Genomic DNA, 21679 nt, shown 5'->3' with positions numbered 1-21679 from the left:
ACTAAAATGTGGGGTTGGGCAGATAGAGCGTTACTTGCCACTAAAAAATAAAAGGCCGCCAATTGGCGGCCTTTCGATATGTATAAACAACCTAAACTTTGTATGTTTAGTATCCTGGATTTTGAACCAAGTTTGGATTGGAAAGCAAAGCATTGTTTGGAATTGGGAACAATAGTTTTGTCTCGTCACCAACACTATTTGGGTCTTTAAACTCCCAATCTCTAGTATACTGTCCAAAACGAATCATGTCACCTCTACGTACAAATTCAATATACAACTCTCTACCTCTTTCGGCCAAAAGATCAGCCTCAGAAACAGTACCTAGTGGGGTTGCTCCCCTAAGTGTTCTTAACTCATTGACCATAGCAGTTGGATCCCCACCACTTCTCATCATAGCTTCAGCCTTCATCAAATGGGCATCGGCATATCTAAAAATGATTTCATGACCACGGAACTCTCCATATCTAGCACCGTATTTTTGTACACGGATACCTGTTCTTTCGTTGTTACCGACCAATCCTGGAAGTTCTTTTGTAAACGCAAGATTGTTTCCAGGTCTGTCCTTTAAGGCAGCGCCACTAATGGCATATTGTTGACCAATCAAGAATCCAAAACCAACGTTGGAACCATCTTCAAAACCATCGTTATCGTCATCTTTGGTATCTGCAACATCTGTAAAGGGAGTTCCTGCTGAGGGAACCCATCCACGGCGCTCTTCTTGACCGTCCAATGGGGTGCCATCCAACTCACCTCTATTACTGTTGGGGTCACCCTCGAACATGTCATAGAACTCAGCCAGTGTACTAAAGCCGTTCCAGCCACCACCAGCCAATGGAGTGGAATTGTAGTGCAGTCCATTAAAAATACGGTTACCGACAGAAGTTTCCAACCACCAAATTGTTTCTGTATCTGAAGCTTCACGGAAAATATCAAAATAACCGGCTTGTAGTTCATACCCTTCAGCGGCAATTTCATCCACTAGGGAAATTACGCGGGTCATATCTGCAGAATCAGCAGTACCAGAACCGTTGTAAATATGCTTATTCAAAAGAACACGGGCCAATAAGAATCGAGCAGCCGCTTTACTGGCTCGTTTGTTGGCATCCCCACTTGGGGCGGCGGCAGAGGGTAATCCTGCAATGGCCGCTTCCAAATCAGTAATAACAAAGTCTAAAGCTTCTGATCTTGAAAGAACACGGGGATTGATTTCTGGTCCTTCATCCACTTCCCTAAAGGGAACTTGGCCATAAAGATCCATGATTACCCACATACTCAGAGCTCTAATAAACAGTGCTTCTGCTTGCGTAGTTGCTGGCGAATTGCTTCTAGAGTCAATTACTTCTGAGGCCCTGAACACGTTTTGGTTAAACTGGTTCCAAGTGTTTAGGATGTATTGGTGCGATGCATCCCAAGTGTGTTGGTGCAATGTTCTCCAAATACCGTTATCTCCCCAGTCTGTACCCCTTGTGGGAACCAACTGTTCATCTGTTGAAACTTCTGTCAACGCATAATAATTTGCCTGATCTCCAAAGTGACCATTAAGGTCGTTGTAAAGACCATCTACCTGACTGGCAGGGTTACTAACCCCTGAGAATCCCTCTCCGGTATTCTCGGGGAAATTCGAGTCTGTCTCTTCAATTTCCAGATTCGTACAGGAAATTACGAGAACTATACTTAACGCAATTGGCGCAAATAGTTTAAATCGATTTCTTTTCATTGTTTTCAATTTTTTTATTTAGAAAGTAGCATTTAAGCCAAAGGTTACCGTTCTTGGTCTTGGGAAAGCGGTATAATCAATACCTGCGGTAGGAATTCCGTTAAGAACATCACTTACGCCATTGTTTGGTTGACCTGCCTGTACACTAACTTCCGGATCTAAACCACTATAATCAGTGATTAAGAACAGGTTTTGTCCTGTAACTGACAATCTAAGACTTTTTAAAGCTCCGTCGCCACTTAATGGTACGGTGTAGCCAATAGATGCATTTTGCATTCGTATAAAATCACCTTTTTCCAAGAATCTCGTGGAAACTGGAGCAGAGGCCAAATTGCTTTCACCACTTGTCAAGACATCTGGCGTTACGTTTCTGGCATTACCAATGGAACCAGCGGTAAAGAATGCGTTTTTGGTGTTGTTATAAACATAGAAACCAAATTGACCAGCCATGTACGCGGAAAGGTCCCAATTCTTGTACCCAAAATTAAGGGATAAACCTGCGTTAACATCAGGAAGGGCATCTTTACCAACAAAGCTTTGTACGTCACCTATGGGCAACCCATTTTCATCAAATCCACCGAATTCACGAAGGAAGTAAGAAAACAATGGGCGATCACCTGCCAAAATTTGAGCAAATGCCAAAGAAAGACCTTGTCCTCGGATAGTACCTGATGGAATCTGACCATCAAAATCCTGAAGTTCGTTTTCGTTGTATGCTACGTTGAAGGAAGTGCTAAAGTTTACATCTTCAGTGGCTACCCAATCTACATTCATTTCGAATTCAACCCCTTGGTTAATTAATGTAGCATCCAAGTTTTGGAAGAATCTAGGCTGTGGAGATGGCTGAGCCGCTTCAATATTCAACAATAAATCTGTAGTTTGCTTACGATAAACGTTAATACTACCAGATACTTTATCGTCGTTAAAACCAAAGTCAACACCTACGTTGAAATCCAATGTTTCTTCCCATTTCAAATCGGGGTTCGCAAAGGTAACGGGTGAAATACCCGGAGGAACAAAGTTTCCATCATCATTTATAGAGGGACTTCCAAATCTTTCACGTCGGATAAACTGTCCATAACCAAGGCCTTCCTGGTTACCAGTGATACCAGCACCCAATCTTAATTTAAGGGTGGAGAATGTATCCCCCATGAAATCCTCTTCATTGATTTTCCAAGCAAAGGCTGCGGAAGGGAAATATCCATACTGATTGTTTCCACCAAAACGGGAGGAGCCATCAGCCCTAACCGTAGCTGTGAACAAGTATTTGTCCATTAAGGTATAATTGACTCTTGCGAAGAAGGACTGCAATTCATCTGTGTTGTCAAATGTATCCGCGGCAATAGCTCTTACCGGACGAGAGGATTGACCGGCAGCAACAGGGTCGGCAGCAACAACACTTGGCAATAGGCGGTTTACTATGATGCTACTAGATCTTGGGTCGTAACCAAATTGTTGGAACTCACCGTCGATTTGAGCTTGTGTACTATTTACTGAAGTTCTTAAATCATCTTCCATTACGTTAAAATCGGAGGAGGAGAATCCGAACCCTTCGACATTACGACCGTTGGTTCCAAAATCCTGGAAGGAGTAACCTACAATGGCATCTATATATGAATTGTCAAACTCCTTGCGATAATTCAATGTGGCTTCGACAAGTCTGTTTTCCAAGTCCAATGTATTGAAGTTGCCACGTCCGTTGCCTTGAACGTTTCTTCCGGCATTGATGGCATCTCTTGTGGTTAATGCCAAGGTTTCACCTTCGGATTTATCATAACCCACGTTAATTTTACCAGTTAATTCTGGTGTGAATTTGTACTCAACAGAGCCATTCAACAATACACGATTTATAGTACTGGTTGTGCGTAACTCCTCCAATAAAGTGGCAGGGCTTAAGAGCCCCCCAGCGGCTGAAAAATCTGCCCTGGTAGGCCAAGTTGGGTTGGCTGAGTACGCCGCACCCAATAAATCTCCATTAAATCCGGCACTACCACTTAAAGGCGCTCTTTGCTCATTTACCCTTGAGATAGTTCCTTGGAAATTTAAAGTTAGGTTATCATCTAAAAAGCGATGTGTAGCGTTGATACGTCCCGTAATTCTTTCCAAGTCTGAATTTTCGACTACACCAAATTGTTTGCCATAGCCAAAAGTGGCCCTTACATTCCCTTTGCCATAATTATGGGAATAGGAAAGATTTTGAGAAGCTACTGTGCGGGTTACATAGTCTTGCCAATCTGTATCATATCCAAAGTCCTGTGCATCTCGGTCACCTCCAAATTGTTCAACGGCGTCCAAGAACTCTTCTCTACCCAATAAATTATATTCATTGGCTGGAGTGGAAATACTTAGGTTGGATGAAAACTCAAAAACACCACCTTGACTTCCCCTACCAGTTTTGGTTGTAATGATTACCACACCGTTGGCACCCCGAGAACCATAAATAGCCGTTGCAGATGCGTCTTTAAGAACACTGATGCTCTCAATGTCGTTAGGGTTAAGAAAGTTTAGAGGGTTGGATGATGTTCCAGTACCTAAACCGGTATCACCACTGGAAGGTGATGTGTCTGCACCAGAAAGTGGCACTCCATCCACCACAAATAATGGGTTGTTGTTTGATCTAACGGAGTTTGTACCCCTAATTCTAATAGCGACTCCATCTCCTGGCGCACCACTGGCTTGTGTAATTTGAACCCCAGCGGTCTTACCTTGGATCAACTGTTCAGGTGAAGCAATAACACCTCCGTTGAAATCCTCTGATGTAACTGCGGCCACCGCACCCGTTGCATCTTTAATGGTAGTTTGTCCATAACCGATGATCACCACTTCATCCAATGCTTGGGCATCTTCCTCCAGGGTTACACTAATGGTAGATCTGCCGTTGACAGAAACCTCAACGGTCTTGTACCCAATGTAACTAAAGACGAGCGTGGCCGAATCACCAATGCCATCTAAAGTGTAATTACCATCAAAATCGGTTTGCGTACCATTGGTTGTTCCTTTAACCAATACGCTTGCTCCCGGAAGAGGTCCGGTTGCATCCGAAACAGTACCAGATACTGTTTGAGCTTTTGCCAAACCAAAGCATAAAAATGCTCCCAGCAGCAAAAGGCTTCTAAGTAGCGTAATCTTCATAAATAATTAATTTTAAGTTTAGTTAATTTTAATTCAAGTGTTAAACATATATAAAAAAAATGTTAATCTAAATTTAAGCATATCGCAACATAGAGCGAAAACGGTTTCGTGTTAATAACTTTGTATTTGTAGAAGGTTAACAAAATTAATGTGATTAAAACACTTATATCATAAAATAAAAGCAAATAAATGAGAAATGCGCAATTTTACCACTAATATAGTATTTTTATTTTTTAGCGGATATTAACGTTTCAATAAGAGTTTTTTTAAACTTCGGTATTGTTTTTGTTAAAAAGCATATTTTGGCCTACCCCCTTTTCTTTATTGCGTAATTTCCTACCGCAAATCTTTGAATCAAATTAGTACCAACAACAAAGTGAAGATTACATTAAAAGATATCGCAAGAGAGCTTGAAGTATCTATTTCAACGGTTTCAAAAGCACTGAAAAACAGTGAGGAAATCAGTAGGGATACCAAAGAGAAAGTCCAAGCTTTTGCAAAACTCTACAATTATAAGCCCAATAACATTGCCATTAGTCTTAAAAACAAGAGGACCAAGAACATTGGCGTTGTGATCCCGGATATAGTACACCACTTCTTTACAACCGTTATTCGAGGTATCGAGAAATACGCAAATGCAAGAGGATATAATGTAATCGTCTGTCTTTCGGAAGAATCCTTTGATAAGGAAGTCATCAATATGGAAATGTTGGCCAATGGGAGCATTGATGGGTTTATCATGTCCTTGTCTTCTGAAACCCAACAAAAAGGGGACTATAATCACTTAAAAGAGGTAACTGAACAGGGTATACCTGTCGTGCTCTTTGACCGAATCACAAACGAGATAGACTGCGATAAGGTGGTTATTGATGACGAGTTCGGCGGCTATATGGCCACCAAAACCCTTATAGAGCAGGGAAGAAAAAAAATAGCTTTGATTACTACCGATGATTACCTTAGCGTAAGTAAGGGTCGTACTTTGGGTTATAAAAAAGCAATGACCGAAAGCGGCTTGGGTGTGGATGAATCCAGGATACTTACCCTGTCCTCCATGGAAATGGATGAAGAGCGTATCAAAAGCTTTTTCAATACCCAAGAGGTGGATGCGGTTTTATGTGTGAATGAGATATTTGCCGTTTATAGCATGCGATTGGCACAGGAAAAAGGACTACGAATCCCAGAGGATATCTCATTTATTGGCTTTACAGATGGCTTTTTGTCCAAGTACGCGCACCCCAGTTTAACCGTGGTTGCCCAGCATGGTGAAAAAATGGGCGAAATCTCTGCGCAAATGCTAATTGATAAGGTTGAGGGCGAAAAAGAGGAAGAAGACACTTTCCAAACCAAGATTTTGGAGCCTACCTTAGTAGTAAGGGATTCCATATTTCATTAAGTTTATACTTCCCATATCATAAAGGTGCCTACATTTGCTCCACAATTTTGGTAAGCAATGAATCAGGATTACATCAAAGCGAACCCTTGGTCCATTATTGAGGAAGGGTTCAGTAAGGAACAGGTAGAATCATCCGAAAGCCTTTTCAGTATTGGAAATGGTGCCATGGGGCAGCGTGCCAATTTTGAAGAGCACTATTCCGGGGAAACGTTTCAGGGAAGTTACATAGCTGGGGTCTATTATCCCGACAAAACCCGTGTGGGCTGGTGGAAAAACGGTTACCCTGAATACTTTGCCAAAGTGCTCAACGCACCCAATTGGATAGGTATTGATGTAACCATCAATGATGTTCCACTGGATTTGAACACCTGCAAAAAAGTGGAACATTTCCGTCGTGAGCTTAATATGCAAGAAGGTTGGTACAAGCGTAGCTTTGTGGCCACCCTACCCAATGATGTGGAAGTGGCCGTAGATGTGATTAGATTTTTGAGTTTGGATCTGGATGAAACCGGAGCTATTCAATACAATCTTCAAGTATTGAATACAGATGCTCAAGTAGTCATGGCTCCTTATTTGGATGGCGGAATCAAAAACAAGGACACCAACTGGGACGATAAATTTTGGAATATCACCGATATTGCTTCCGAAGGAAACAGAGCCTTCGTCGCCTCACATACCATGAAGACGAACTTTTCGGTGTGTACCTTTATGCAGAGTGAAGTCTATGTTGATGGAACCAAATTTGATGTGAAACCCACCGCAAAGAAGAATGAAACTTCTGTTGGTCATTCCTATATAATTGACTTGGGGAAAGATGAAACCCTAACGCTAGTAAAATTTGGAGGCTACACTGTAGACAGAAATCATCCTAAAGATAAATTGCAACAAGCGGCAAATGCCGTTTTGGATAAAGCATCAGCACTAGGGTTTGAGGCATTATTGCAAAAGCAGAAAGAAGTGTGGGCCCAAATTTGGGAAATGAGTGACATCACCATTGACGGTGATGTAAAGGCACAGCAAGGTATTCGTTTCAATATTTTCCAATTGAATCAGACCTATCTGGGAAAAGATTCCAGATTGAATATCGGTCCAAAAGGATTCACTGGAGAAAAATATGGCGGAAGCACCTACTGGGACACCGAGGCTTATTGCTTACCTTTTTATATGGCCACCAAAAATCAGGAAGTTGCTTGGAACCTATTAAAATATCGATATAACCACTTGAAAAAGGCGATTGAAAATGCCCAAAAGTTGGGTTTTTCAAATGGGGCAGCACTCTATCCTATGGTAACCATGAATGGTGAGGAATGCCATAACGAATGGGAAATCACATTTGAGGAAATCCATAGGAATGGAGCTATAGCCTTCGCCATTTTCAACTATTACCGATTTACAGGCGATTACAGCTACATCCCAAAAATGGGATTGGAAGTGTTGATCGGCATTGCCCGATTCTGGCATCAACGTGTTAATTTTTCAGAAGAAAAGCAGAAATATGTCATGTTGGGCGTAACCGGACCCAATGAGTACGAAAACAACGTCAATAATAACTGGTACACCAACTATTTGGCCAAATGGTGCATTCAGTATGCCTTGGAACAGCTCAAAATAGTGCAGGAATCCTATTCAGATGACTATAAAAGAATAGTGGCCATAACCAATTTGACCCCTTCCGAAACTGAGGATTGGGGAAAGGTGGCCGGCAACATGTATTTCCCCTATTCAGAAAAACACGAAGTTTTTTTACAGCAAGATGGGTTTTTAGATAAGAAATTGGTCAAAGTTCAGGATTTGGAAAAATCCGAACGACCCATCAACCAAAAATGGAGTTGGGACCGAATTTTACGGTCTCCCTATATTAAACAAGCAGATGTGCTTCAAGGCTTCTATTTCTTCGAAGATCAGTTTAGTCAAGAAGAACTGGAGCGGCATTTTGATTTCTACGAACCGTTCACCGTTCACGAATCTTCGTTATCACCCTGTGTGCATAGCATCCAGGCGGCAAAATTGGGACGAATGGAACAAGCATATACGTTTTATTTAAGAACCTCCAGACTGGATTTGGACGATTACAACAAAGAAGTGAAGGAAGGATTGCACATTACCTCCATGGCTGGGACCTGGATGAGCATTGTGGAAGGATTTGGGGGCATGCGTATTCTCAATGACCAACTTTGTTTTGCACCCAAAATTCCAGACCAATGGCAATCCTATTCCTTTAAAATCAACTTTAGGAATCAGATTGTCACTATTCACGTTTCAGCGGATGGAAATTCTTTTGAAATCACTGGAAATGAGCCCTTGACCATTCAAGTTGATGGCAAACCGGTAAAATTGGTGCCAGGAGAAACAATCCGGGCATGAAAACTATTCGGCTCATCACTTTTTTGATTGTGCTGGGCGCAGTATATTCATGTAAGGAGAAGCGTAACCAAAAGCCCATTGAACCACCAATGAAGAAAAAAACCGTAGTCTATCAGGTTTTTACCCGCCTTTTTGGAAACACCAATACCACTAACAAACCTTGGGGAACCATCCAAGAAAATGGTGTGGGCAAGTTTGCGGATTTCACCTATGAGGCCTTGAACCAAATCAAGGATTTGGGCATAACCCACATGTGGTACACCGGGGTGCCCCACCATGCGTTGATCAATGACTATACCGCTTACGGAATTTCTAATGATGACCCCGATGTGGTTAAAGGCAGGGCCGGTTCGCCCTATGCCGTAAAGGACTATTATAATGTAAACCCCGATTTGGCCATAGATCCTGCAAAACGGTTAGAGGAATTCAAGGCGCTTATTGACCGAACCCACAACGTAGGAATGAAGGTCATCATCGATATTGTACCCAATCATGTGGCTAGAAATTATGAGGGTGTTACCAATCCTGAAGGCGTTGAGGATTTTGGAGTGAGTGATGATACGAGTAAGGAGTACGATGTCAACAATAACTTTTACTACATTCCCGGAGAGGCCTTTAAAGTGCCTGAGTGGCAAAATGGCTATTTGCCGTTGGGGGGAGAGAAGAGTTCCTTGGTAGATAATACGTTTGAAGAAAATCCTGCGAAATGGACGGGCAACGGTTCCCGTTTGGCCCAACCCCATTTCAATGATTGGTACGAAACAGTAAAAGTCAATTATGGCATTCGGCCAGATGGCACCAAAGACTTTGATGAGCTCCCCGAAGCCTTTTGGACAAAGGACTACATAGCCCATTATGAATTTTGGAAGGACAAGACCCTTCCCGATTCTTGGCACAAATTCAAGGATATAGCGCTGTATTGGTTGGATTTTGGGGTGGATGGTTTTCGATTTGATATGGCCGAAATGGTGCCAGTGGAATTTTGGAGCTATCTCAATTCCAACATCAAAATGAAAAAACCTGAGGCCTTTTTATTGGCAGAGGTGTACAATCCAGAATTATATCGAGCATATATCCATTTGGGAAAAATGGACTATTTATATGATAAGGTGGACCTCTATGACAGCGTCAAGCACATTATGAAGGGCTACGGTTGGACAGACCATATTCCCGTGGTGCAGCAAAAAGTGGCGGATATAGAACACCACATGCTCCATTTTCTCGAAAATCATGATGAACAGCGAATCGCCAGTCCAGATTTTGTGGGTGACCCCAAATTGGCCAAACCCGCAATGGTGGTTTCCGCTACGATAAGCACTTCGCCAACCATGATTTATTTCGGTCAGGAGGTTGGGGAGCCGGGAGCAGAGGAAGCCGGTTTTGGCAGCCCTACCCGAACATCAATTTTTGATTATATCGGAGTGCCCCATCACCAAAGATGGATGAACAATAAAAAATTTGATGGAGGTCAACTTTCAGAAGAGGAACGAGATCTTCGTGATTTCTATCAACGCCTTTTAAATTTCACCATTGGGAGCGATGCTTTAATGGGCGACTACCAAGAAATCCATTACTACAACAAGGACCATACGGAAGGATATGACCATCGGGTTTTTTCCTATGTGCGATGGTCATCGAACCAAAAACTTATTGTTGTCTCCAACTTTGATGCCCACAAGAGCTATGACCTTCAATTAAAGCTTCCAGAAGATATCATCGCTAACTGGCAACTGGAAAATAAAACCTATCAACTTAAAGAGAAACTGTACGGGAAGGCCAGTAAAAAGCTTTCCGTGAATGACGGTAGGGGAGAAGTACAAGTGGACCTGGAACCATTGCAGTCTTTCATTTTTGGCCTGAAGCAATAAAAAAGCGGATTGCAAAGCAATCCGCCCAAGTTTAGGAGGTCATTGATGTTATTCTTTTTTGGCCATTTTCTGATATACCAAAGCAACACAAATACCAATAATCCCATAGAAGGCGATGTCCAGTATAGCTTCGACCACATGGGCCGTTAAATCCATCATATTGGCAGTAGCATACCAAAGCAATCCCATGGATAGGCCAACAAATGCTCCAATCAAAGCGCCAAACTCAAACCCTTGTCCAAGTGAATGATGCCCTCTGGCCCATTTGCTATACAGAGTACTCATAATAAAAGTCCCAATTAAATTGGCTAGGGCAATAAGTCCCAAATCGGGGACTTCCTTCATTGAGTTTACAATGGTATGCTCCGTAAAAAAGTTTACTGTGGCAAGACCCCAAATGAGGTATCCCAAGAAAAACATGACAATCGCGCTGACCAAGGTGGCCAATAAATTAGTTTTTGAAAACATGCTGGTTTATTTAATTGGTTACTAATATGATAAATATATCAAATAAAATTTATCAATATGATAATATTATTACCTATAGATAATGGATTAATCATTTTAAAGGAATTTCGAAAGCGTATTTCCTGTTCTTAAAAAGGGTTCCAAGTTTCGTTTTCAAATTGTATTTTTAGCGTTCTCAAACACGAACAACATGAAAAAAAGTTTGCTCATGGCCGTTCTGGCCGTTTTAATGTTAAACAGTTGTGGTATGGAAGATTCAAAAACCTTGGTCATTGGCCATAGGGGAGCTATGGGGCATGAGACTGAAAACACCTTGGTTTCCATAAAAAAGGCCATGGATTTAGGTGTGGATATGATAGAAATTGATGTGTTCAAAATTGAGAGTGGGGAAGTCGTTGTATTTCATGATAGAACCGTGGATAGACTGACCAATGGTAGCGGCATGATCGAGGATTACAACTTCTTTGCCATGAGACAACTCGTTGTTGAAGGTGGGCACAGAATCCCACTCCTTCAAGATGTTTTAAAACTTATTGATAATAAAGTGGCGCTAAATATTGAGTTGAAGGGGTATTTAACTGCTGATAAAGTCAATCATATCCTAAGTTATTACATAAAGGATAAAGGCTGGTCTCCAGAGAACATTATCATTTCCAGTTTTATTTGGGATGAGTTACGGGAGATGCGAAAGCTGAACAAGGATATCCAGATTGCGGTCCTTACTGAAGAAGACCCGTTGGAGGCCATTCCGGTTGCCAAGGAACTCAATGCCGTGGCCATTAATCCCAATTTTGAAACATTAACGGCCGAGAATACGGACAAAATCCATGATGAGGATTTAAAAGTATACACTTGGACGGTAAACGAACCCGAAGACATTCAACGGATGAAGGATTTTGGGGTGGATGGCATCATCACCAACTATCCTGAGCGGGTACATTGATGTTCGATGTCATAATTGTTGGAGGCGGAGCAGCCGGATTTTATGCAGCAATCCATATTGCAGAGCAAGCACCACATCTTAAGGTTGCCATTTTTGAAAGGGGAAAAACGGTACTTTCCAAAGTAAAGGTTTCAGGAGGCGGCCGTTGCAATGTTACCCATGGAGAGTTCGACCCAAAGGAGCTTACCACCAATTATCCACGAGGCGAAAAGGAACTTTTGGGACCGTTTTATTCCCATGCGCCGATGGATGTCATGGCTTTTTTTGAAGAGCGGGGCGTCCCCTTAAAAATTGAGGAAGATGGACGTGTTTTCCCGCAAAGTGATTCTTCCCAAAGTATAATTGACTGTTTTGAGAGTGAAGCAGAACGACTCGGTGTAAAAGTTTTACGAAACAGTTCTGTAAAACACTTCACAAAACAGGATGATGGATGGCAGGTGACCACAATGAACAAACACTATCAAACCAAAAAGTTGGTGTTGGCAACAGGCAGTAATTCCAAAATATGGAACCAGTTGGAAGCTCTGGGACACACCATTGTTCCCCCCGTCCCATCCCTGTTTACCTTCAATGTAAAAGACACCAGAATCCAAGGAATTCAGGGAATCAGTTCTGAGGTTTCGGTAGAGGTTCCTCCCAAGCGTATTTTTACCAATGACAAAAGCGATTTGAAGCTTAAAAGTGCCATCAAAGAAGAGCCTGTTTTGTATTCCGAAGGTCCTATCTTAATTACGCATTGGGGATTTAGTGGTCCGGCCATTTTAAAGCTTTCAGCATGGGGAGCCAACCTACTTCATGATTACAATTATGTGTTCCGAGTCAACGTCAACTGGACTCCCGACTATACCACGGGATCTATGGAGGGATACCTTAAAAAGGTAAAAGAAGTGGAATCCAAGAAAACCGTCTCACGGACCCAAGCTACAAAACTTCCCAGGCGTTTATGGTCCAAACTGGTGGAAGCAGCGGGCATCCATGCCGATGAAAAATGGGCAGATATCACAAAGGAGAAATTAAGCCAGCTGGCCAAACAACTTACAGTTTGTTCGTTTCGGGTTGAAGGAAAAAGTACCTTCAAGGAGGAATTTGTCACTGCAGGTGGGGTCGATTTAAAAGAAATCAATTTCAAGACTTTTGAAAGTAAGTTGCACCCCAACCTTTATTTTGCCGGAGAAATCATCAATGTGGATGCGATTACGGGAGGATTCAACTTTCAAAATGCATGGACAGGAGCCTATTTGGTCGCAAAAGCCATTGCCTCCTAAGAAACCTTACCCCAACAACATTGCAATTCCAGCAGCCAGTATGGCGCCTAAAATGGGTCCTACCACCGGAATCCAGGAATAGCCCCATCCACTTGAGCCTTTGTCTTTTATGGGGACCAACGCATGGACAATTCTGGGTCCCATGTCTCGGGCCGGGTTGATGGCATACCCTGTTGTGCCTCCCAAAGACAAACCAATACCCCAGACAATCAGTGCAACTGGTAGAGCTCCCAATGACCCCAGACCAATAATGGTATTGTCCGAAGATAGGGTGGCATCCGTAAAATAGAGAACCGCAAAAACCAATACGAATGTTCCCAGAATTTCGGTAAGCAGATTCAAAAAAGTATTGGGAATGGCAGGAGCATTACAGAACACACCTCTTTTGGTGTCCCCATCTGGAGTAATGTTAAAGTGATCCTTGTTCATCAGCCAAACCGAAAAAGCACCCAACATGGCACCGATAAATTGAGCGATGATGTAGGGAGCAATGTCGCCGACCGGAAACTCACCTGCCACAGCAAGCCCAATGGTCACAGCCGGATTCAAGTGAGCGCCACTGTATGGCCCTGCCACCACCACTCCAGTATAGACCGCAAAAGCCCATCCCGTGGTAATTACGATCCATCCGGAACCAGAACCGTAGGTTTTTTGTAAAGAAACATTGGCATTGACGCCGCAGCCAAGGAGCATCAAGAGAAACGTGCCGACAATCTCAGCGATAAATGGAGTCATACGGTTTGAAGATAACGTTACTAGTTTGGTTTATGTTTACTTATTTGGGAATTTCTGTCCAATATTCCAGTGCTTTTATCGCCCAGTACCACCCTTGAATCCCTTTTTCTATGGTTTCTCGGTCTGTTGAGGGGTCAAAATGGACATCGGCTTGCCAAATATCCTGAATTTCATCGGTATCTTTCCAATAGCCAACGGCCAATCCGGCCAAATAGGCAGCACCCATCACGGTGGTTTCCACAATCTTTGGTCGTACGGTTACCGTGTTCAATACATCTGCTTGAAATTTCATCAACATATCGTTCACAGTAGCCCCGCCGTCAACCCGAAGTTCCTTGATGGTAATTCCAGAATCAGCTTCCATAGCTTTTAAAATATCCATGGTCTGGTAGGCAATCGACTCCAGGGCAGCTCTTGCAATATGGGCATCGGTGCTTCCGCGAGTCAACCCAAAAATGGTGCCTTGAGCCCGTTGGTTCCAATGGGGAGCGCCCAATCCGGCAAAAGCGGGAACAAAATAGACGCCTTCCGAACTGTCCACCGATTCCGCCAATTTCTCCACATCCGAAGATTTTTTAATGATACCCAAACTATCACGAAGCCATTGTACGACTGCTCCGGCAATAAAAATGCTTCCTTCAAGGGCATATTGGGTTTTTCCGTTGATTTTCCATGCCACGGTAGTCAAGAGTTTATTTTCGGAAACAATGGGTTTGTCCCCAATGTTCATCAACATAAAACATCCCGTTCCATAGGTGTTTTTTACCATTCCTTTTTTTGTGCACATTTGGCCGAACAAAGCCGCCTGTTGATCTCCCGCAATTCCGGCAATCGGTATTTTGGAAGCAAAGAAATTGGGACTTGTATGTCCGTAGACCTCACTGGATTGTTTTACTTCGGGGAGCATGTTTTTGGGAATCGTCAAAAGTTCCAAAAGTTCATCATCCCAATCCATGGAATTAATATTGAACAGCATGGAGCGACAAGCATTGGTAACGTCGGTGATATGGAGATTGCCCTCCGTCATCTTCCAAATGAGCCAGGTATCGATGGTACCCAAAGCCAAATCACCGGCCTCCGCTTTTTCCCGGGCACCTTCCACATTGTCCAGAATCCATTTCACTTTTGTGCCCGAAAAATAGGAATCAATGACCAATCCTGTTTTTTGACGAATCAGTTGTGATTTCCCTTGACTTTTTAATTCATCGCAATAATCCGCGGTGCGTTTGTCCTGCCATACAATGGCATTGTAGATGGGTTCACTGGTTTTTCGGTCCCAAACCACAACGGTTTCCCGTTGGTTGGTGATACCGATGGCGGCCATTTGCTCACCCTTTAACCCCTTTTTGCTGACAGCTTCCGCTGCCATACCAGCTTGGGTGGCCCAAATTTCGTTGGGATCGTGCTCCACCCATCCCGGTTGAGGAAAAATTTGGGTAAATTCTTTTTGTGCGACAGAAATTATGCTTCCTTTTTGATCAAAGACCACAGCACGGGAACTTGTGGTGCCTTGATCTAAGGCAAGGATATATTGGTTCATTTTAGTTAATTTAATGCGTTTGAATTTAGTAAAATTTATCCGAGTATCTTTTTTAAGAAATTATGAAAATGACCTTTATTGCACTTTTGCGAGGCATCAATGTGGGTGGCCAAAAGAAAATTAAAATGGCTGAATTGCGAAAAACACTCGCCAAAAGTGGACTGGAGAATGTTGAAACCTACATACAGAGTGGCAACATTATTTTTGATAGTGAAAGTTCAGATTCCAGAGATTTGGAACAATTAGTTTTTGAGGCAATTTTAAAGGATTTTGGTTTTGAGGTGCCCACTTTGGTGGTAACTGGAAATGACATTAAAAAGGTTTTGGATGCAAATCCGTTTGCCGATAAAGAGGAACAAAACAAACTATATTATGTGTTGCTAAAACAGCCTCCGCAAAAAGAATTGACCCAACAATTGGAAGAAGTCAGCTTTGAAAATGAGGCGTTTCATATTACGGAAAAATGCGTTTATCTGATGTGTAAAAAAGGATATGGCAATTCCAAACTCAACAATAATCTCATTGAGCGAAAGCTAAAAGTGGAAGCTACGACCCGCAATCAGAAAACCATGGAAAAACTTTGGGAAATGACAAAGAATCATTAAATCTCAAACTCCAAACCCACAAGAAAATCGATTTTTGAACTTGAACTTGTCTCTTGAACTTTTTCTTTTTTAAGAATTAAGCTCCCAAATCTTATAATTTAAGACCGCTGCAAAACATACCCAAAGCACATAAGGAATCATTAAAATGGCGGCTGGCTTGCTCACCACATTAAACCATTTTATGGTCAGCATGATTAAGATCAATAGCACCAATATGACCAGAAGGGCAGCGAATGGATTCATTAAACCAAAGAAGACAATACTCCATAAAGCATTCACCAAAAGCTGAAAAAAGAAATGGTACAAGGCCGTTTTTACCCAAACATGATGATATCCCTTGGACCATACCATTCCTGCGGCCACCCCCATCAAAATGTAGAGCACCGTCCAAACCGGAGCAAAAAGAGAATTGGGGGGAGTGAATTCTGGCTTGTTGAGCGTTACATACCAATCATTTACGGAACTTTGTGTAGCAATTCCGGCTAAGAATCCTATCAGTAGGCAAACAGCAACGCTTATGGCGATATAACCGATTCTTTTTTTCATGGTTGGTGCAACTCCGTCTAAAATAAGAATTTATTTCAATCCTATTTTCAGTAAGTGTGCCGCAAGCGTATATTTGCCCAAATAGCCTTCCCATGACGGAAAAAGATTTTGTGCCTGTACCGTATCCACATTTTTCAGAAAATGGAAGAGTGACCTGGAAAGCACCGAGCAACATTGCCTTGGTGAAGTATTGGGGCAAATTGGCCCATCAAATTCCGGCAAATCCTTCCATTAGCTTTACGTTGGATGCCTGTGCTACCACAACTTCAGTTTCGTATCAAAAGAAAGAAACCAAGACAGATTCATTTTCTTTTAAATTGCTTTTTGAAGGAAAGCCGAAGGAGGATTTCAAGCCCAAGATTGAAACTTTTTTCAATAGAGTAGTCGAATATGTTCCTTTTCTGAAGGACTACCATTTCACGATTGAGACTTCGAATTCATTCCCGCACAGTAGTGGGATTGCTTCTTCCGCAAGTGGAATGGCAGCACTCTCACTTTGCTTGATGGACATTGAAAAGCAATTGAATCCTGCTATGGATGAAGAATTTTTCAAAAAGAAAGCCTCTTTTTTGGCGCGATTGGGTTCAGGAAGTGCTTGTAGGAGTATTGAAGGTGATTTGATTCAATGGGGGGAACATCCTCAAATTCCCAATAGTTCAAATCTGTTTGGAATAAAATATCCATTCGAGGTCAACCCCGTTTTCAAAAATTACCACGATACCATTTTGTTGGTGCACAAAGGTCAAAAACAGGTGAGCAGTACGGTGGGGCACGACTTGATGCACGGTCATCCGTATGCACAAAACCGTTTTCATCAGGCATATGACAATTTGGATAAGCTTAAACCGATTTTTGCTGAAGGAGATTTGGAGGAGTTCATCAAAGTGGTGGAAAGTGAGGCCCTTACCCTTCATGCCATGATGATGACCAGCATGCCCTATTTTATCTTGATGAAACCCGATACCTTGGAAATCATCAACAAAATTTGGGCTTATCGGAGTCAGACCAAAGTTCCCATTTGCTTTACCTTGGATGCAGGGGCCAATGTGCATGTGCTGTACCCGGAATCGGTTAAGGAAAAGGCCATTCAATTTATTCAGGATGAATTGGTTGCACACTGCGAGAAAGGACACTATCTTTGCGACCGAATTGGAACGGGAGCTAAAAAAATAATTAACCGGAACTAACAGCAAAGCTGTTTTTTTGCGTTATTTGTCCCGTGTTTTAATAGGAAACAACAATTTCAAGGAGAAAACTGTTTTGTTTATCGGTTTGTTTTTAAAATTAAACAAAATTGTTTGTATCTTAGTAGAAGCGTATGAAAGGCCCATTATTTTATTCTAAGATTCTACTTTTTGGAGAGTATGGCATCATCAAAGATTCCAAAGGACTTTCAATTCCCTACAACTTTTTTAAAGGAGCTTTAAAGTGGGACAATAACTCGTCTGAGTTGGCCCAAAAATCCAACAAGAGTTTAAAGGCTTTTGCGGAGTATCTAAAAACCATCGAGAAGAACGAAAAGGGATTGGTCTCTTTTGATATGGAATCCTTGGAAAAGGATATCGCCAATGGGATGTATTTTGACAGTTCCATTCCGCAAGGTTATGGTATTGGTAGTAGTGGCGCTCTAGTGGCCGCCATCTACGACAAATATGCCAATGATAAGATTACCGTATTGGAAAATCTTACCCGGGAAAAGCTTCTAAAATTGAAGAAAATCTTCGGTAAAATGGAATCTTTTTTCCATGGAAAATCCTCAGGATTAGATCCGTTGAACAGTTACCTAAGTTTGCCAATCCTCATCAATTCCCAAGATAATATTGAATCCACCAGCATTCCATCGCAAAATACCAATGGCAAAGGAGCTGTATTTTTGTTGGATAGCGGAATCACGGGAGAAACGGCTCCCATGGTTCAGATTTTTATGGAAAAAATGAAGCAAGAAGGATTCCGTAACATGATCAAAAACCAGTTCGTGAAACATACGGATGCTTGCGTGGAGGACTTCCTGAATGGCAACATCAAATCCCTTTTTGGAAACCTAAAACAACTTTCCCATGTGGTTTTAGATCATTTTAAGCCCATGATTCCGGCTAAGTTCCATCAACTATGGCAGCAGGGTATCGAAACCAATGACTACTACCTAAAACTTTGTGGCTCAGGCGGCGGCGGCTATATTCTGGGCTTTACCGAAGATTTGGAAAAGGCCAAAAAGGCACTCAAAGACTACAATTTAGAGGTGGTCTACAACTTCTAAAAGCAATCCCATGCTTAGTAGAAAAAACAAACTCTTGCTTTTTAAGCTGTTGAGTCTATTCTCCGTGGTTCGCGGGTACAATATTTTAGTGATTACCTTGGCCCAGTACTTGGCCTCCATCTATATTCTCTCTCCGGATATACCGCTTAGGGAAGTAATTTTTGACCTTAATCTGTTCTTGATTGTAACGGCTTCGGCACTTGTGATAGCCAGCGGGTACATCATCAATAATTTTTATGATGCTGAAAAGGATTTGATCAACAAACCCACCAAAAGTATGTTGGACAGGCTCGTTAGCCAACGCTTTAAATTGACCACCTATTTTATCTTGAATTTTGTGGCAGTTCTGGCGGCCAGTTACATTTCGTTTCGGGCGGTGCTGTTTTTCTCAGCCTATATTTTTGGTATTTGGTTCTATTCCCACAAACTGAAACGAATTCCTTTCGTGGGTAATTTGGTGTCGGCCACTTTGGCCATTGCCCCATTCTTTGTGGTGTTTGTGTACTATCACAATTTTAAGACAGTCATTTTTGTCCATGCCCTGTTCCTATTTTTATTGATTTTGGCCCGCGAAATGATCAAGGATTTGGAAAACATGGCAGGCGATATGGCCCAGAACTACCGCACCATCCCGATTATCTATGGAGCAAAAGTTTCCAAATTCCTTATTGCACTATTGATTGTATTGACGTTGGTACCTGCCCTGTTGCTCATCAAAACCTTTGATGTGGGCTATATGTACCTCTATTTCATCGCCTGCATTGCCCTCTTGATCTTATTTTTGATGCTTTTATGGAAATCCAAGGACAAAAAACACTACGTGGGGCTTCATAACATCTTAAAATTCATCATTGTAGCCGGGGTCTTCAGTATTTTGTTGATTGATGTGAATTTGGTGCTGAACCGCATTTTATGAACTGATAATAAATTGTCCCCTTGAGGGGACTTTAGGGGTGTAAAAGACTACATTTGCAAAAAAATAAAGACTGATGGCGAAATCAGACAGTAACCGTGGTAAAAGACCTGGCCAAGGTTCTAAAAAAGGAAATTCTCAAAAGCCCTATAAAAGGCAGGCTACTTCAAATCCTAGATTAAAGCAAGCCCCGGTAAAAAAATCGAATCCTGATGAGATTCGGTTGAACCGCTACATTGCCAATGCTGGCATTTGTTCCCGTAGGGAAGCGGATACCTATATCGCAGCCGGAAACGTTTCCGTAAACGGAAAGGTCATCACCGAAATGGGCTTTAAGGTAAAACGTTCCGATGATGTCCGTTTTGATGGAAAGCGCCTTAATCCAGAGAAAAAAGAATACATCCTCCTCAACAAACCCAAAAACTTTATCACTACCACCAGCGATGAAAAGGGGAGACGCACGGTAATGGAATTGATTTCCAGCGCCACCAAATCTCGTTTATTACCCGTTGGTCGTTTGGACCGAAACACTACAGGTCTGCTACTCTTTACCAATGATGGGGATTTGACCAAAAAACTGACGCATCCTACCCATGGCGTTCGCAAAATCTACCATGTGCATTTGGATAAAAGTTTAAGTTTGGCCGACTTACACCAGATTGAAGCCGGATTGGAACTGGAAGACGGGTCCATTGAAGTGGACAGCATCAGTTTTATCCAAGGAGCACCCAAACGCGAGATAGGGGTGGAAATTCACAGTGGACGAAACCGTATTGTGCGCCGCATCTTTGAGCATTTGGGCTATGAAGTCACCAAACTGGACCGTGTCATTTTCGCAGGACTCACTAAAAAAGACTTGCCACGAGGTCATTGGCGCCACCTCACTGAGCAGGAGGTCATTAATTTGAAGATGATAAAATAAGTTTTAGGGGAATTTTCTGGAATTGCACTTATCGGCCCTGGCTATGGCAAGTGCGGGATTTTGAAACCGCTTTCTTGTCCGCCTACTGTAATTTTATTTAGTTGTAATATCTTCATATTTAAGCAGTCAGCTCGCATTTGCTATAGCCGATTTTATGGGCAGGGTTTATTTTTTTAGTCTTCCCATTCAGCTTTGTCAGGATACATTTTCGAGTATTTAAAATCATCAAAGTCGTTGTAGTATGTCGTAATCGGGTATCCTTCCTTTTCCTTTTTTCCTGTCCAAGTCAAATGAACTAAGGCAAATCTTTTGTTAAGATTCGGTTTCCAAATTTCAAACAACACATCGTCACTTCTCTGGTCGTGGCAAAAAGCTGAGATTTCTATGTCCGATAGTTCATGCTTTTTGGGTTTGCTTAGGAAGTTAAAAATAGAATCGGTGTTTGTTCCTAGTTCTTTTTTTAGTTCATCTTCAAAAGCAATTTTCTGTTCAATTTGAAGTTCATTCCAAGGTTCTTCAACAAATGGTCTAGGCGGTTTAGTTAGGAAAAAGTCTTTTATTATTTTTCTGTCAACCCCTGCAATGTCAAGGCGTTTTGTTTCATTCGGCAGTTCTCTAATATCGTCAATTGTGTAACCACCTTCAGGGAAAAGAAACAGTCCGTTTTCTAATTGAGTATTTAGTCGTAATTCATTCCATTTTTTATAGTCAGGCTTATTTGTCGCCCAAAATTCCCAAACGAACTTTTGAATATTGTCGATGTAAAACTCAGTCGGAACAAAGGTTCCAAATAATCCGCCCATTGATTCGTCTCCAACTTGTAAGTCAGTCCTTCCAATTAGTTGTCTATTTGAGAATATTCTTGCTTTCACTTGGTTCGTTGTTCACCTTGCCCATAACGTTTGAAGATATGAATCGTTTTAATGATTTATATTAACCGATACCTGCCTGTCGGCAGACAGGAGTGAAGTTAGGATTTTTCATGGAAAATATCCAGATACATTTGATGTG

Annotated in this window: 17 protein-coding genes; 10 read left to right on the top strand and 7 right to left on the bottom strand. The window is 42.0% G+C overall.

Features of this window, described 5'->3' with window-relative positions; translation table 11 throughout:
* Window positions 1-106: 106 nt before the first annotated feature.
* On the bottom strand, window positions 107-1717 hold the full coding sequence (locus tag ACFSJE_RS08430) for a RagB/SusD family nutrient uptake outer membrane protein (protein ID WP_379830549.1): 1611 nt from the start codon (window positions 1715-1717) through the stop codon (window positions 107-109).
* An 18-nt stretch (window positions 1718-1735) separates the two neighbouring features.
* On the bottom strand, window positions 1736-4849 hold the full coding sequence (locus ACFSJE_RS08425; protein WP_379830548.1) for a SusC/RagA family TonB-linked outer membrane protein: 3114 nt from the start codon (window positions 4847-4849) through the stop codon (window positions 1736-1738).
* Between the two features lie 349 nt (window positions 4850-5198).
* Here ACFSJE_RS08425 and ACFSJE_RS08420 point away from each other — a divergent pair, with 349 nt between their 5' ends.
* Genes ACFSJE_RS08420 through ACFSJE_RS08410 form a run of 3 tightly spaced genes read left to right on the top strand, consistent with a single transcriptional unit; the run spans window position 5199 to window position 10474 of the window.
* Entirely contained in the window at window positions 5199-6242 is a 1044-nt protein-coding gene (locus ACFSJE_RS08420; protein WP_379830547.1) for a LacI family DNA-binding transcriptional regulator, read from the top strand.
* Window positions 6243-6299: 57 nt separating this feature from the next.
* Window positions 6300-8606 (top strand): glycoside hydrolase family 65 protein, encoded by a 2307-nt coding sequence (locus ACFSJE_RS08415; protein ID WP_379830546.1) that lies wholly within the window; start codon window positions 6300-6302, stop codon window positions 8604-8606.
* Complete coding sequence (locus ACFSJE_RS08410) at window positions 8603-10474, top strand: alpha-amylase family glycosyl hydrolase (protein ID WP_379830545.1); 1872 nt, start codon at window positions 8603-8605, stop codon at window positions 10472-10474. Before ACFSJE_RS08415 ends, ACFSJE_RS08410 begins: the two co-directional genes overlap by 4 nt.
* A 48-nt stretch (window positions 10475-10522) precedes the next feature.
* Here ACFSJE_RS08410 and ACFSJE_RS08405 read toward each other — a convergent pair whose 3' ends face one another.
* The gene (locus tag ACFSJE_RS08405; RefSeq protein ID WP_379830544.1) at window positions 10523-10942 is read right to left on the bottom strand and encodes a hypothetical protein; all 420 of its coding nucleotides are present in this window, start codon (window positions 10940-10942) and stop codon (window positions 10523-10525) included.
* A 190-nt stretch (window positions 10943-11132) separates the two neighbouring features.
* On the opposite strand from ACFSJE_RS08405, the gene ACFSJE_RS08400 reads away from it, so the two are divergent.
* Together ACFSJE_RS08400 and ACFSJE_RS08395 are read left to right on the top strand one after the other, a co-directional pair.
* Entirely contained in the window at window positions 11133-11885 is a 753-nt protein-coding gene (locus ACFSJE_RS08400; protein ID WP_379830543.1) for a glycerophosphodiester phosphodiesterase, read from the top strand.
* Window positions 11885-13150, top strand: a complete 1266-nt coding sequence (locus ACFSJE_RS08395; protein WP_379830542.1) for a BaiN/RdsA family NAD(P)/FAD-dependent oxidoreductase — start codon at window positions 11885-11887, stop codon at window positions 13148-13150. The genes ACFSJE_RS08400 and ACFSJE_RS08395 overlap by 1 nt, the downstream gene beginning before the upstream one ends.
* Window positions 13151-13156: 6 nt before the next feature.
* Here the strand turns inward: ACFSJE_RS08395 and ACFSJE_RS08390 are convergent, their stop codons facing one another.
* Both ACFSJE_RS08390 and glpK read right to left on the bottom strand, forming a co-directional pair.
* Window positions 13157-13885: an MIP/aquaporin family protein gene (locus tag ACFSJE_RS08390; protein WP_379830541.1), complete on the bottom strand. Its 729-nt coding sequence runs from the start codon at window positions 13883-13885 to the stop codon at window positions 13157-13159.
* A 40-nt stretch (window positions 13886-13925) separates the two neighbouring features.
* A complete protein-coding gene (gene glpK / locus ACFSJE_RS08385) occupies window positions 13926-15425 on the bottom strand; it encodes a glycerol kinase GlpK (RefSeq protein WP_379830540.1) in 1500 nt (499 codons plus the stop codon).
* Window positions 15426-15487: 62 nt separating this feature from the next.
* On the opposite strand from glpK, the gene ACFSJE_RS08380 reads away from it, so the two are divergent.
* A complete protein-coding gene (locus ACFSJE_RS08380) occupies window positions 15488-16030 on the top strand; it encodes a DUF1697 domain-containing protein (protein ID WP_379830539.1) in 543 nt (180 codons plus the stop codon).
* A 69-nt stretch (window positions 16031-16099) separates the two neighbouring features.
* Here the strand turns inward: ACFSJE_RS08380 and ACFSJE_RS08375 are convergent, their stop codons facing one another.
* Entirely contained in the window at window positions 16100-16576 is a 477-nt protein-coding gene (locus ACFSJE_RS08375) for a TspO/MBR family protein (protein WP_379830538.1), read from the bottom strand.
* A gap of 92 nt (window positions 16577-16668) precedes the next feature.
* Between ACFSJE_RS08375 and ACFSJE_RS08370 the strand changes: the two genes are divergently transcribed.
* The 4 genes from ACFSJE_RS08370 to ACFSJE_RS08355 all read left to right on the top strand — a co-directional run bounded on the left by ACFSJE_RS08370 (window position 16669) and on the right by ACFSJE_RS08355 (window position 20668).
* The gene (locus ACFSJE_RS08370; protein WP_379830537.1) at window positions 16669-17763 is read left to right on the top strand and encodes a diphosphomevalonate decarboxylase; all 1095 of its coding nucleotides are present in this window, start codon (window positions 16669-16671) and stop codon (window positions 17761-17763) included.
* Between the two features lie 131 nt (window positions 17764-17894).
* A complete protein-coding gene (locus ACFSJE_RS08365; RefSeq protein ID WP_379830536.1) occupies window positions 17895-18833 on the top strand; it encodes a mevalonate kinase family protein in 939 nt (312 codons plus the stop codon).
* 10 nt (window positions 18834-18843) lie between these two features.
* Window positions 18844-19749 (top strand): geranylgeranylglycerol-phosphate geranylgeranyltransferase, encoded by a 906-nt coding sequence (locus ACFSJE_RS08360; protein WP_379830535.1) that lies wholly within the window; start codon window positions 18844-18846, stop codon window positions 19747-19749.
* Window positions 19750-19822: 73 nt separating this feature from the next.
* A complete protein-coding gene (locus ACFSJE_RS08355) occupies window positions 19823-20668 on the top strand; it encodes a pseudouridine synthase (protein WP_379830534.1) in 846 nt (281 codons plus the stop codon).
* A gap of 173 nt (window positions 20669-20841) precedes the next feature.
* Here the strand turns inward: ACFSJE_RS08355 and ACFSJE_RS08350 are convergent, their stop codons facing one another.
* Entirely contained in the window at window positions 20842-21540 is a 699-nt protein-coding gene (locus ACFSJE_RS08350) for a hypothetical protein (RefSeq protein WP_379830533.1), read from the bottom strand.
* Window positions 21541-21679 lie beyond the last annotated feature (139 nt).

It is taken from the genome of Flagellimonas iocasae (assembly GCF_042682725.1).
GTDB classification, from domain to species: Bacteria; Bacteroidota; Bacteroidia; order Flavobacteriales; family Flavobacteriaceae; genus Flagellimonas; species Flagellimonas iocasae.
This window is presented reverse-complemented; position numbering and strand designations above follow the sequence as displayed.